The organism is Streptomyces cinnamoneus (assembly GCF_014650495.1).
GTDB lineage: Bacteria > Actinomycetota > Actinomycetes > Streptomycetales > Streptomycetaceae > Streptomyces > Streptomyces cinnamoneus.
Genome location: NZ_BMVB01000002.1, coordinates 389,008 through 402,281 on the forward strand (window position 1 = coordinate 389,008; position 13,274 = coordinate 402,281).

The 13,274-nt window shown below is 70.6% G+C and carries 10 protein-coding genes; 7 read left to right on the forward strand and 3 right to left on the reverse strand.

Going from position 1 to position 13,274, the window contains the following annotated elements; translation table 11 throughout:
• Positions 1 to 86: 86 nt before the first annotated feature.
• Positions 87 to 2,351: a (Fe-S)-binding protein gene (locus tag IE182_RS04345; RefSeq protein ID WP_190108267.1), complete on the reverse strand. Its 2,265-nt coding sequence runs from the start codon at positions 2,349 to 2,351 to the stop codon at positions 87 to 89.
• A gap of 287 nt (positions 2,352 to 2,638) precedes the next feature.
• Here IE182_RS04345 and dnaK point away from each other — a divergent pair, with 287 nt between their 5' ends.
• From dnaK to IE182_RS04370, 5 genes are all read left to right on the forward strand, one after another.
• Complete coding sequence (dnaK, locus tag IE182_RS04350; RefSeq protein WP_190108268.1) at positions 2,639 to 4,495, forward strand: molecular chaperone DnaK; 1,857 nt, start codon at positions 2,639 to 2,641, stop codon at positions 4,493 to 4,495.
• The gene (gene grpE / locus IE182_RS04355; RefSeq protein ID WP_190108269.1) at positions 4,492 to 5,148 is read left to right on the forward strand and encodes a nucleotide exchange factor GrpE; all 657 of its coding nucleotides are present in this window, start codon (positions 4,492 to 4,494) and stop codon (positions 5,146 to 5,148) included. Before dnaK ends, grpE begins: the two co-directional genes overlap by 4 nt.
• 33 nt (positions 5,149 to 5,181) lie before the next feature.
• Positions 5,182 to 6,366 (forward strand): molecular chaperone DnaJ, encoded by a 1,185-nt coding sequence (gene dnaJ / locus IE182_RS04360; RefSeq protein ID WP_190108270.1) that lies wholly within the window; start codon positions 5,182 to 5,184, stop codon positions 6,364 to 6,366.
• A 3-nt stretch (positions 6,367 to 6,369) separates the two neighbouring features.
• Positions 6,370 to 6,834, forward strand: a complete 465-nt coding sequence (locus tag IE182_RS04365; RefSeq protein WP_190108271.1) for a heat shock protein transcriptional repressor HspR — start codon at positions 6,370 to 6,372, stop codon at positions 6,832 to 6,834.
• A 132-nt stretch (positions 6,835 to 6,966) separates the two neighbouring features.
• Entirely contained in the window at positions 6,967 to 7,902 is a 936-nt protein-coding gene (locus IE182_RS04370; protein ID WP_190108272.1) for a type IV toxin-antitoxin system AbiEi family antitoxin domain-containing protein, read from the forward strand.
• A gap of 4 nt (positions 7,903 to 7,906) precedes the next feature.
• On the opposite strand, the gene IE182_RS04375 is transcribed toward IE182_RS04370, so the two are convergent.
• On the reverse strand, positions 7,907 to 8,311 hold the full coding sequence (locus IE182_RS04375) for a pyridoxamine 5'-phosphate oxidase family protein (RefSeq protein ID WP_190108273.1): 405 nt from the start codon (positions 8,309 to 8,311) through the stop codon (positions 7,907 to 7,909).
• Between the two features lie 190 nt (positions 8,312 to 8,501).
• Here IE182_RS04375 and clpB point away from each other — a divergent pair, with 190 nt between their 5' ends.
• Both clpB and IE182_RS04385 read left to right on the forward strand, forming a co-directional pair.
• A complete protein-coding gene (clpB, locus tag IE182_RS04380; RefSeq protein WP_190108274.1) occupies positions 8,502 to 11,174 on the forward strand; it encodes an ATP-dependent chaperone ClpB in 2,673 nt (890 codons plus the stop codon).
• A 78-nt stretch (positions 11,175 to 11,252) separates the two neighbouring features.
• A complete protein-coding gene (locus IE182_RS04385; protein WP_229844556.1) occupies positions 11,253 to 11,789 on the forward strand; it encodes a YbjN domain-containing protein in 537 nt (178 codons plus the stop codon).
• Between the two features lie 59 nt (positions 11,790 to 11,848).
• Here IE182_RS04385 and IE182_RS04390 read toward each other — a convergent pair whose 3' ends face one another.
• The gene (locus IE182_RS04390) at positions 11,849 to 13,075 is read right to left on the reverse strand and encodes a putative hexosyltransferase (protein WP_229844557.1); all 1,227 of its coding nucleotides are present in this window, start codon (positions 13,073 to 13,075) and stop codon (positions 11,849 to 11,851) included.
• Positions 13,076 to 13,274 lie beyond the last annotated feature (199 nt).

Genomic DNA, 13,274 nt, shown 5'->3' on the forward strand with positions numbered 1-13,274 from the left:
CGACTTCATCGTCCCACGCACCTACGACAACGGCCGGGCCCCGCGAGAGGTCGCGGGGCCCGGCCGGGTGCTCGTACTGCGCGTGCCTACTTCGCAGGCTCCGGCTCCGGTGCGTCCGCCGGCTCGCCGTCGCCCTCCGGGGCGGCCGGGGTCTTCACCGACTCCAGCAGCAGCTGGGCGACGTCGACGACCTGGATGGACTCCTTGGCCTTGCCGTCGTTCTTCTTGCCGTTGACCGAGTCGGTCAGCATGACGAGGCAGAACGGGCAGGCCGTGGAGACGATGTCCGGGTTGAGGGACAGGGCCTCGTCCACACGCTCGTTGTTGATGCGCTTGCCGATGCGCTCCTCCATCCACATGCGCGCACCACCCGCGCCACAGCAGAAGCCGCGCTCCTTGTGGCGGTGCATCTCCTCGTTCCGCAGGCCCGGCACCTTGGCGATGATCTCGCGCGGCGGCGTGTAGACCTTGTTGTGGCGGCCCAGGTAGCACGGGTCGTGATAGGTGATCAGACCCTCGACCGGGGTGACGGGGACGAGCTTGCCCTCGTCGATGAGGTGCTGCAGCAGCTGCGTGTGGTGGATGACCTCGTACTCGCCGCCCAGCTGCGGGTACTCGTTGGCGATGGTGTTGAAGCAGTGCGGGCAGGTCGCGACGATCTTCTTCTTCGCCTTCTCGACCTTGACGCCCTCGTCCGCATCCTCGCCGAAGGCCATGTTCAGCATCTCGACGTTCTGCTGGCCGAGCTGCTGGAAGAGGAACTCGTTGCCCAGACGGCGGGCGGAGTCACCGGTGCAGTTCTCCTCGCCGCCCATGATGGCGAACTTCACGCCCGCCATGTGCAGCAGCTCGGCGAATGCCTTCGTGGTCTTCTTGGCGCGGTCCTCCAGGGCGCCGGCGCAGCCGACCCAGTAGAGGTACTCGACCTCGGTGAGGTCCTCGATGTCCTTGCCGACGACCGGGACCTCGAAGTCGACCTCCTTGGTCCACGCCAGGCGCTGCTTCTTCGCCAGGCCCCAGGGGTTGCCCTTCTTCTCCAGGTTCTTGAGCATCGTGCCCGCCTCGGACGGGAAGGAGCTCTCGATCATCACCTGGTAGCGGCGCATGTCGACGATGTGGTCGACGTGCTCGATGTCGACCGGGCACTGCTCGACGCACGCACCGCACGTGGTGCAGGACCACAGCACGTCCGGGTCGATGACGCCGTTCTCCTCCAGCGTGCCGATCAGCGGGCGCTCGGCCTCGGCGAGGGCGGTGGCCGGAACGTCCTTCAGCTGCTCCCCGGTGGCCTTCTCGTTGCCCTCCGCGTCCTTGCCGCCGCCCGCGAGCAGGTACGGCGCCTTGGCGTGCGCGTGGTCGCGCAGCGACATGATGAGCAGCTTCGGCGACAGCGGCTTGCCGGTGTTCCAGGCGGGGCACTGCGACTGGCAGCGGCCGCACTCGGTGCAGGTGGAGAAGTCGAGCAGGCCCTTCCAGGAGAAGTGCTCGATCTGGGAGACGCCGAACTGGTCGTCCTCGCCCGGGTCCTCGAAGTCGATCGGCTTGCCGTCGCTGACCATCGGCAGCAGGGCGCCGAGGGCGACGTCGCCGCTGGACTCGCGCTTGAACCAGATGTTCGGGAAGGCGAGGAAGCGGTGCCAGGCGACACCCATGTCGGTCTTCAGCGAGACCGTGATCATCCAGATGAAGGACGTCGCGATCTTGATCATCGCGAAGACGTAGACGAGGTTCTGGATCGTGCCGACGCTCAGGCCCTTGAAGGCCGCGATCAGCGGGTACGAGAAGAAGAACCCGGGCTCGACGCCCTCGACGCCGTGCTGCACGCCCTCCAGGGCGTGCAGCGTCATGATGCAGATGCCGACGATGAGGATGACGGCCTCGACGAAGTACGCCTGGCCGGTGTTGGAGCCCGCGAAGCGGGACTTGCGGCCCGCCCTGCCCGGCTTGCTCAGCTGCCGGACGACGATCAGCGTCAGGATGCCGAGCGTCGTCATCAGGCCGAGGAACTCGACGAACATCTCCCACGGCGCCCAGTCGCCGATGATCGGGATCACCCAGTCGGACTGGAACAGCTGGCCGAAGGCGTTGACGATGGTCAGCAGCAGCGAGAAGAAGCCGACGGCCACGAACCAGTGGGCGACGCCGACGACGCCCCACTTGTTCATGCGGGTGTGGCCGAGGAACTCCTTGGCCACCGTCACGGTGCGTTGGACGGGCTCGTCGGTGCGGGTGCCGGCCGGGATGGACGCCCCCAGCCGGAAGTAGCGGACGAACTGGGCGACGGCGCGGCCTAGCAGCGCAACACCGACCGCGCTGAGGACCAGCGACACGATGATCGCGGCGAGTTGCATTGCGGGGGCTCCTCGAACCTTCGAGAGCTAGCGGAGAGCGGATTATGCGGATTACTAAGCAGTAACTTATCCAGTCCCAGCCGAGATTACCCAGGATTCGGCGGCGCATGAACCTGCCGTGCCGGTGATCTGTGTCGCGCAGGCAACCCTTTCCCCTCCGTGAGCGTCTGCGACTGACTGTAAGACTGACATAAAAGTTGAGCGGGCTCGACTCAGGTCCGTTGACAGGTTTGCCGTCGTGCTGCACTCTTGAGTCTGTTCCACTCAAGTCAGCTGGAGGAATCGACATGGCACGTGCGGTCGGCATCGACCTGGGTACGACGAACTCCGTCGTCAGTGTTCTCGAAGGCGGTGAGCCCACCGTCATCACCAACGCCGAGGGCGCCAGGACCACGCCGTCCGTCGTCGCCTTCGCGAAGAACGGCGAGGTGCTGGTCGGCGAGGTCGCCAAGCGCCAGGCCGTCACCAACGTCGATCGGACGATCCGCTCGGTCAAGCGCCACATGGGCACTGACTGGAAGATCAACATCGATGGCAAGGACTTCAACCCGCAGCAGATGAGCGCCTTCATCCTGCAGAAGCTCAAGCGGGATGCCGAGGCGTACCTGGGCGAGAAGGTCGTCGACGCGGTCATCACCGTCCCGGCGTACTTCAACGACTCCGAGCGCCAGGCCACCAAGGAGGCCGGCGAGATCGCGGGCCTGAACGTCCTGCGCATCGTCAACGAGCCCACCGCGGCCGCCCTGGCCTACGGCCTCGACAAGGACGACCAGACCATCCTGGTCTTCGACCTCGGTGGCGGCACCTTCGACGTCTCGCTGCTGGAGATCGGCGACGGCGTCGTCGAGGTGAAGGCCACCAACGGTGACAACCACCTCGGTGGTGACGACTGGGACCAGCGCGTCGTCGACTACCTGGTCAAGCAGTTCGCCAACGGTCACGGCGTCGACCTGTCCAAGGACAAGATGGCGCTGCAGCGTCTGCGCGAGGCCGCCGAGAAGGCGAAGATCGAGCTGTCCTCGTCCACCGAGACCTCGATCAACCTGCCCTACATCACGGCGTCCGCCGAGGGCCCGCTGCACCTGGACGAGAAGCTCACCCGCGCCCAGTTCCAGCAGCTGACCGCGGACCTGCTGGAGCGCTGCAAGACCCCGTTCCACAACGTCATCAAGGACGCGGGCATCAGCCTGTCCGAGATCGACCACGTGGTCCTGGTCGGTGGCTCCACCCGTATGCCCGCCGTCGCCGAGCTCGTCAAGGAGCTGACCGGCGGCAAGGAGGCCAACAAGGGTGTGAACCCGGACGAGGTCGTCGCCATCGGCGCCTCGCTCCAGGCCGGTGTCCTCAAGGGTGAGGTCAAGGACGTCCTGCTCCTCGACGTCACCCCGCTGTCCCTCGGCATCGAGACCAAGGGCGGCATCATGACCAAGCTGATCGAGCGCAACACCACGATCCCGACCAAGCGCTCCGAGATCTTCACGACGGCCGAGGACAACCAGCCGTCCGTGCAGATCCAGGTCTACCAGGGCGAGCGCGAGATCGCGGCGTACAACAAGAAGCTCGGCATGTTCGAGCTGACCGGCCTGCCGCCGGCCCCGCGTGGCGTCCCGCAGATCGAGGTCTCCTTCGACATCGACGCCAACGGCATCATGCACGTGACCGCGAAGGACCTGGGCACGGGCAAGGAGCAGAAGATGACCGTCACCGGCGGCTCTTCGCTCGCCAAGGACGAGGTCGACCGCATGCGTCAGGAGGCCGAGCAGTACGCGGAGGAGGACCACCGCCGCCGCGAGGCCGCCGAGACCCGCAACCAGGGCGAGCAGCTCGTCTACCAGACCGAGAAGTTCCTCAAGGACAACGAGGACAAGGTCCCGGCCGAGGTCAAGACCGAGGTCGAGACCGCTGTGGCCGAGCTGAAGGAGAAGCTCAAGGGCGAGGACACGGCCGAGATCCGCACCGCGACCGAGAAGGTCGCCGCGGTCAGCCAGAAGCTCGGCCAGGCCATGTACGCCGACGCCCAGGCCGCGCAGGGCGCTGCCGGTGCCGCCGGTGACGCCGGTGCGGGCCAGGCCAAGGCCGACGACGACGTCGTCGACGCCGAGATCGTGGACGACGAGAAGCCGAAGGGCGGTGCGTCGGCGTGACGGAGGAGACCCCGGGCTTCAACGAGAACGAGAAGCCTGAAGGCCCCTCCGACGCCACGACCCCCGACGACGCGGCGAAGGCCGCCGGGTCCGCCGACAAGGCGGGCCCGGCCGGCCCGGCCGCGTCCGGTGAAGAACTGGTCGAGGTAGGTCTCCAGGCACAGCTGGACCAGGCCCAGGCCGCGCTCACCGAGCGCACCGGGGACCTCCAGCGGCTCCAGGCGGAGTACCAGAACTACCGTCGCCGTGTGGAGCGGGACCGGGCCACGGTCAAGGAGATCGCTGTCGCGAACCTCCTGTCCGAGCTCCTCCCCACCCTCGACGACATCGGTCGCGCCCGTGACCACGGCGAGCTCGTCGGCGGCTTCAAGTCCGTCGCCGAGTCGCTGGAGACGGTCGTGTCCAAGATGGGCCTGCAGCAGTTCGGCAAGGAGGGCGAGCCCTTCGACCCGCTGGTGCACGAGGCGCTGATGCACAGCTACGCGCCTGACGTCACCGAGACCACCTGCGTGCAGATCCTGCAGCCCGGGTACCGCATCGGCGAGCGGACGATCCGCCCCGCGCGGGTCGCGGTCGCCGAGCCGCAGCCGGGCGCGAGCCCGAAGGCCGAAGAGGCGTCGGACGAGGAGAGCGGTGGCCCGGACGAGGGCTGACCTCAAGGGTGACCGGAAGGAGGGACGTCGGGGATGAGCCTGAGCAGGGACTTGTTGGAGAAGGACCTCTACAAGGTCCTCGGCGTCCCCAAGGACGCCACCGAGGCGGAGATCAAGAAGGCGTACCGGAAGCTCGCCCGCGAGTACCACCCGGACGCCAACAAGGGCGACGCCTCGGCCGAGGAGCGCTTCAAGGAGATCTCCGAGGCCAATGACGTCCTGGCCGACGCCAAGCGCCGCAAGGAGTACGACGAGGCGCGCGCCCTGTTCGGGAACGGCGGCTTCCGCCCCGGCCCGGGCGGCGGCGGTTCGTTCAACTTCGACCTGGGCGACCTCTTCGGGGGCGCCCAGGGCGGCGGCGCCGGGGCCGGCGGCTTCGGCGGCGGCCTGGGCGACGTTTTTGGCGGCCTCTTCAACCGCGGCGGCGGCACGGGTACGGGCACCCGCACCCAGCCGCGCCGCGGCCAGGACATCGAGTCCGAGGTGACGCTCAACTTCACCGAGGCGGTGGAGGGGGCCACGGTTCCCTTGCGGATGTCCTCCTCGGCGGCGTGCAAGAGCTGCTCCGGCACGGGTGACAAAAACGGTACGCCCAGGGTCTGCCCGACCTGTGTCGGCACCGGCCAGGTGTCGCGCGGCACGGGCGGCGGCTTCTCGCTGACCGACCCCTGCCCGGACTGCAAGGGCCGCGGGCTCATCCCCGAGAACCCCTGCGACGTCTGCCACGGCAGCGGGCGCGCCAAGTCCTCCCGCACCATGCAGGTCCGCATCCCCGCCGGCGTCTTTGACGGCCAGCGGATCCGGCTGCGCGGCAAGGGCGCCCCGGGCGAGCGCGGTGGGCCCAACGGCGACCTCTACGTCGTCGTCCACGTCGGCTCCCACCCGGTGTTCGGGCGCAAGGACGACAACCTCACCGTCACCGTGCCCGTCACCTTCGCGGAGGCGGCGCTGGGCGGCGAGGTGAAGGTCCCCACGCTCGGCGGCCCGCCGGTCACCCTGAAGCTGCCCGCGGGTACGCCCAACGGCCGTACGATGCGCGCCCGGGGCAAGGGCGCGGTCCGCAAGGACGGCACCCGCGGCGACCTCCTGGTCACCGTGGAGGTCGCCGTGCCCACGAACCTCGGCGACAAGGCCCGCGAGGCGCTTGAGGCGTACCGCGACGCCACCGCCGACGAGGATCCGCGAACGGAGCTGTTCCAGGCCGCGAAGGGAGCATGACCCATGGAAGGGACCGGCCGCCGACGTCATCCGTATCCGTACGAACTCACCGAAGAGTCGCCGGTCTACGTCATCTCCGTAGCCGCGCAGCTCTCGGGTCTGCACCCGCAGACGCTGCGGCAGTACGACCGCCTCGGCCTGGTCTCTCCCGACCGCACGGCCGGGCGCGGCCGGCGCTACTCCGCGCGTGACATCGAGCTGCTGCGCCAGGTGCAGCAGCTGAGCCAGGACGAGGGCATCAACCTGGCCGGCATCAAGCGCATCATCGAGTTGGAGAACCAGGTGGCCGCGCTCAAGGCGCGCGTCGCCGAGCTCCAGGCGACGGTCGAGGGGGCCGCCACGGCCATGCAGCAGGCCGAGGCCGCCGTCCACGCCTCCTACCGCCGGGACCTCGTGCCCTACCAGGACGTCCAGCAGGCCAGTGCGCTGGTCGTCTGGCGGCCCAGGCGGGACCAGCGGGAACGCTGAGCGCCGGGACGAGCTGTGAAGGAAGGGCCGGGAGAACGGATCGTTCTCCCGGCCCTTTTCCGCACCGCGCGTGACTACTCAGAGTTATCCACAGGGGTGGTAATGTCACGCTGAGTGCGGAACGCTCGGAGCATGACGGGGGAAGAGACTTCATTGCAGGCCCTGGCGGACGCCCAGGGCGGGGTGGTGCTCACGGCCCAGGCGCTGGCCGCGGGGTGGACGCGGAGCAGGCTGGGCCGGCTGGTGGCATCGGCCGGGTGGACGCGGATCCGCAGCGGCGTGCTGCTGGCGCCGGGGCGGGAGGCGGGGCCGGCGGAGCTGCTGTGGACGCATCGGCTGCTGCGCCCCGAGCTGGTGGTGAGTCACTGGTCGGCGGCGATGCTGCACGGCGTCGAGACCGGCCCGCCGGGCGGGCGTCCCGACTTCATCTGCCCCGGCACCGCGGCCGTCAAAGGGGCGACGCTGCACCGACTGCCGCTCGCGCCGGGCGATGTGACCGTCGTGGCCGGGCTGAGGACGACCACCGTGGCCCGGACGATGGCCGACCTGCTGCGGGCGGGCCCGCGGGACGAGGCGCTGGTGGCCGTCGACTCGGCCCTGGGCTGGCGGCACGGACGCGGGGCCGGGCCGCCGGGCTCGCGCGGAAGGCCGCTGACCACGCTCGACGACATCGGCCGCGCCCTGACCCGCGCCCCGGCCCTGCGCGGTGCCGTGACCGCCGCCTGGTGGCTGGCCATGGCCGACCCCCGCTCGGGCTCACCCGCCGAGACGCTCGCCCGGCTGCGGATGAACGACGCCGGGCTCCATCCCGAGACCCAGGCCATGCTCGTGGTGCCTGCGACCGGCCGCCGGGTCTATCCCGACTTCCTCTTCCGCCCGCAGGGCCTGGCCGTGGAGACCGAGGGGTACACGTGGCACGGCACCAGGGCGCAGCACCAGCGGGACGTCATACGGTTCAACGACCTCGCGGCGTGCCGGGAGGTGCGCCGCATCCTGCGGTTCACCTCGGCCGACGTCCGCCACCGCCCGGCGATGATGATCCGCGGCATCCGCAGCGCCCTGGCCTGACGGCTCAGCCCCGGCCCAGCGCCTTGGTGACCGTGATCTCGATGACCACGCGGTCGGGGTTGGGGCTCGGCGTGCGGTGGTAGCGCTCGGCGTAGCGGGTGACGGCGTCGGCCACGACGTCGGCCTCGGCGCGGACGACCGCGCGGCCCTCCAGGGTCGCCCAGCGCTTGCCCTCCATCTGGCAGACCGCGACACGGGCGCCGCCCGGGCCCGCCGCCTGCACGTTGGTGGCCTTGCGACTGCTCTTGTTGGTGATGACGCGGGCGATGCCGGCCTCGGGGTCGAAGGTGACGCCGACGGGGACGACGTGCGGGGAGCCGTCCGGGCGGAGGGTGGTGAGGGTGCAGATGTGCCGCTCGCGCCAGAAGTCGAGGTAGGCGGGGCCGGGGTCGCGGAGGTCGATCGCCATGACGATCAGGTTAGGCGAGGGAGGGCCGCGGCGGGCGGCCAAGGGCTCGGTCGGGGAGGGTGATCCGGGGAAACTCCGGGTCGTTGTTCCTGGCGAGCGTGGGGTTGAGTGGAATAGACTCAACTTATCGCACGTTGCTTCCAGCAGGATCCGAACGTGGGTACCACGAGTACGAGGAGGAACGCAGGTCGTGGATGCCGAGCTGACCAACAGGAGCCGGGAGGCGCTCAGCGCCGCGAACGACCGGGCCGTATCGGCCGGGCATGCCGACATGACGCCCGCGCACCTGCTGCTGGCCCTGCTCGCCGGGCAGGACAACGAGAACGTGATGGACCTGCTGGCCGCCGTCGAGGCCGACGCCGCCGCGCTGCGGTCGGGTGCCGAGCGGCAGCTGGCGGGCCTGCCCAGCGTGCAGGGCTCGACCGTGGCGCCGCCGCAGCCCAACCGCGAGCTGCTGGCCGTCCTCGCGGACGCGGCCGAGCGCGCCCGCGACCTCGGCGACGAGTACATCTCCACCGAGCACCTGCTCATCGGCCTCGCCGCCAAGGGCGGGCGCACCGGGGAGCTGCTGGCGCAGCAGGGCGCCTCGGCGGCCAAGCTGCTCACCGCGTTCGAGGACGCGCGGGGCGGCCAGCGGGTGACGACCCCGGACCCCGAGGGCACGTACAAGGCGCTGGAGAAGTTCGGCACGGACTTCACCGCCGCCGCCCGGGAGGGCAAGCTCGACCCCGTCATCGGGCGCGACCACGAGATCCGGCGCGTGGTGCAGGTGCTCTCGCGCCGCACCAAGAACAACCCCGTGCTCATCGGCGAGCCCGGCGTCGGCAAGACGGCCGTCGTCGAGGGGCTCGCCCAGCGGATAGTGAAGGGCGACGTCCCGGAGTCGCTGAAGAACAAGCGGCTGGTCGCGCTCGACCTGGGCGCGATGGTCGCGGGCGCGAAGTACCGGGGCGAGTTCGAGGAGCGGCTGAAGACCGTCCTCGCGGAGATCAAGGCCAGCGAGGGCCGGATCATCACCTTCATCGACGAGCTGCACACCGTGGTGGGCGCGGGCGCCGGCGGCGACTCCGCCATGGACGCGGGCAACATGCTCAAGCCCATGCTCGCCCGCGGTGAGCTGCGCATGGTCGGTGCGACCACGCTCGACGAGTACCGCGAGCGCATCGAGAAGGACCCGGCGCTGGAGCGGCGCTTCCAGCAGGTGCTGGTCGCCGAGCCGTCCGTCGAGGACTCGATCGCGATCCTGCGCGGCCTCAAGGGGCGCTACGAGGCCCACCACAAGGTGCAGATCGCGGACTCGGCGCTGGTCGCCGCCGCGACGCTGTCCGACCGCTACATCACCTCCCGCTTCCTGCCCGACAAGGCCATCGACCTCGTCGACGAGGCCGCCTCGCGGCTGCGCATGGAGATCGACTCCTCGCCCGTCGAGATCGACGAGCTCCAGCGCGCCGTCGACCGGTTGAAGATGGAGGAGCTCGCCCTCAAGAACGAGTCCGACGCGGCCAGCAAGGAGCGGCTGGCCAAGCTGCGCCGCGACCTCGCCGACAAGGAGGAGGAGCTGCGGGGCCTGACCGCGCGCTGGGAGAAGGAGAAGCAGTCCCTCAACCGCGTCGGTGAGCTGAAGGAGCGCCTCGACGAGCTCCGCGGCCAGGCCGAGCGCGCCCAGCGCGACGGCGACTTCGACACCGCCTCCAAGCTGCTCTACGGCGAGATCCCCGGCGTGGAGCGGGAGCTGGAGGAGGCCGCGCAGGCGGAGGCGGAGGCCGAGCAGGAGGCCGCGGCCAAGGACCTCATGGTCAAGGAGGAGGTCGGCCCGGACGACATCGCCGACGTCGTCGCCTCCTGGACCGGCATCCCGGCCGGCCGCCTGCTGGAGGGCGAGACGCAGAAGCTGCTGCGCATGGAGGACGAGCTGGGCAAGCGGCTGATCGGCCAGGAGGAGGCCGTGCGGGCCGTCTCCGACGCCGTGCGGCGCAGCCGGGCCGGCATCGCCGACCCCGACCGGCCGACCGGGTCGTTCCTCTTCCTCGGCCCGACCGGCGTCGGCAAGACCGAGCTGGCCAAGGCGCTCGCGGACTTCCTCTTCGACGACGAGCGGGCGATGGTCCGCATCGACATGAGCGAGTACAGCGAGAAGCACTCGGTGGCCCGCCTGGTCGGCGCTCCGCCCGGTTACGTCGGCTACGAGGAGGGCGGGCAGCTGACGGAGGCCGTGCGCCGCCGTCCGTACACGGTGGTGCTGCTGGACGAGGTGGAGAAGGCCCACCACGAGGTCTTCGACATCCTGCTGCAGGTGCTGGACGACGGCCGGCTCACCGACGGCCAGGGCCGGACGGTGGACTTCCGTAACACCATCCTCATCCTCACCTCCAACCTCGGCTCCACCTACCTGGTGGACCCGCTGCTGGACGAGGAGCAGAAGAAGACCAAGGTGCTGGAGACGGTCCGCGCCTCCTTCCGCCCCGAGTTCCTCAACCGCCTCGACGACATCGTCGTCTTCCACCCCCTCGGCACCGGCCAGCTGCAGCGGATCGCCCAGATCCAGATCGGCCACCTGCAGCGCCGCCTCGCCGAGCGCCGGCTCACCCTCGACGTCGGCGACGCCGCCCTGGAGTGGCTGGCCCGGCTGGGCCACGCCCCGGAGGCGGAGGGGGCGGAGCCGGGCGGCGCCGCTCCCGACCTGGCCTACGGCGCCCGGCCGCTGCGCCGTCTGGTCCAGACCGCCATCGGCGACCGGCTCGCGCGGGCGATCCTCGCCGGTGAGGTGCGCGACGGCGACACGGTCCGCGTCGACGTCGCGGACGGGGGCGACGGGCTCACTGTTTCCCCCGTGCGCGGGGGAGACACCGGGAAAACCCTGTGACATCCGGCCCGGCGGGGGTACCAGCGCCCGCCGGGTATGGGGGAGGATGGCGGGAGACCGTACGAAGGGAAGAAAACGGTGAGCATCGACCCGTCCTCGATTCCGAATTTCGGGGGCCAACCCGAACCGCAGCCTGAGGCGGGCCCGACAGGCCCCGTCATCCCCGACCAGGACCTGGTCAAGCAGCTCCTTGAGCAGATGGAGCTGAAGTACGTCGTGGACGACGAGGGTGACCTCGCCGCCCCGTGGGAGCAGTTCCGCACGTACTTCATGTTCCGTGGCGAGGAGGAGCAGCAGGTCTTCTCCGTGCGCACGTTCTACGACCGTCCGCACGGCATCGAGGAGAAGTCCAAGCTCCTTGAGGTCGTCGACGACTGGAACCGCCGCACGCTGTGGCCGAAGATCTACACCCACACCCACGACGACGGCACCGTCCGCCTCATCGGCGAGGCGCAGATGCTGATCGGCGTCGGTGTTTCGCTGGAGCACTTCGTGTCCAGCACGGTCAGCTGGGTACGGGCCTCGATCGAGTTCGACAAGTGGCTCATCGAGCAGCTCGGCCTGGAGGCCGATGCCGAGGGCGACGACGGCGACACGCCGGACGCCGAAGCCTGAGCGGGCGCCCGGGCCTCGCGGCCCGGCACGGCCTCCCGCGGGCGCCCGGGCCGTGACGGCTACATCGGGACCCTGGCCACGGCCAGCAGGTACGTCCCGTAGAAGAACGACAGCCCGGCCAGCGCGCCCGCCGTCACGGCGATCGTGCGCGGCCGGGCCCTGGCCATGGCCACTGCCGCCGGCAGAAGCAGCGGGAAGGCCGGCAGCAGGAAGCGCGGCTTGGACGCGAAGTAGCTGGAGCCGCCGACCGCGATGACGACCAGCACCAGCACGTACACCAGCAGTGCGGCGGGCGGCCGGTCCAGCGTCAGGTACACCAGCGCGACCAGGGCCGCGACCAGGATCGCCAGGGTCACGTAGTACGCCATGTAGTCCCGCGCCACGATCAGGTGCCGGATGAAGCGGAAGGCGTCCTTTCCGAAGTCGAAGCGCGAGCCCCACAGCCGCTGCACCTCGAAGTAGCCCAGCGGCCCGCCCCCGGAGCGGTAGCCGGCCCAGACGATGTAGCCCGCCCAGCCCACGGGTGCGACGGCCGCGCCCGCCCACACCCGCCAGTCCCCGCGCGTCCGCCCGTCCCGCCACAGGGCGAGCGCGGCGGTGCAGCCGACGGCCGCGGCCACGGCGATGGCGTTGGGGCGCGAGAGCCCGGCCAGCAGGGCCAGCCCCCCGGCCCACAGCCACCGCCCGGTCAGCGCGGCGTACAGCGCCCACGCCGCAAGGGCCGTCATCAGCGATTCGGTGTACGCCATGGTCTGCACGATCGCGTGCGGCAGCAGCCCCCACAGCAGCACCAGCAGCGTCGCCACCCGCCGTCCGTGCAGCCGCTCGCCGACCGCGTAGACGCCCCACGCCGCGGCGCCCGCCGAGGCCCAGGCGACCAGCAGCCCCGCGGTGACGACGGTCAGCGGCAGCACGGTCGCCACGGCCCGCACCAGGCCGGGGAAGAGCGGGAAGAAGGCCAGGTCGTTGAAGACGACCCCGCGCGTGGTGGGGGAGGGCAGCACCAGGCCGTAGCCGTTGCGCGCGATGCCCGTGTACCAGATGCCGTCCCACAGGTGGCCGAGCAGCGTCCGCGGGTGCTTGCCGATCGTCCAGGCCCAGGCGGCCATCACCGTCATGCCGCTCAGCCGCGCGGCCGCGTACAGCCCGAGCGCGGGCAGTGCCCGGCGCAGCGCCTCCCGCACCCGGTCCGCGCGGCCGGCCCCGCGGTGCGCACGCGGGCCGCGGTGCTGCTCCGGGGCGCGGACGGGTGCTGCGTCGTGCTGAACGGCTGGCCCGGCGGACACGGGGCACCTCCGGTGCGGGTACGCGGGAGTAAGGGAGAGGGAGGCACGCCGACGACATCCCGGCGGCATACCGACCATGCGGCCGCTGCCCCGCGCGCGCGAGCGGGAACGCCCGTAAGCGGTGCGCCTTCCACCCGCTCGGCCGCACCACGGTGTGTCGCGGCCCGGCCCGGCCCCGCGATGTGCTGTGCCCCCGCCC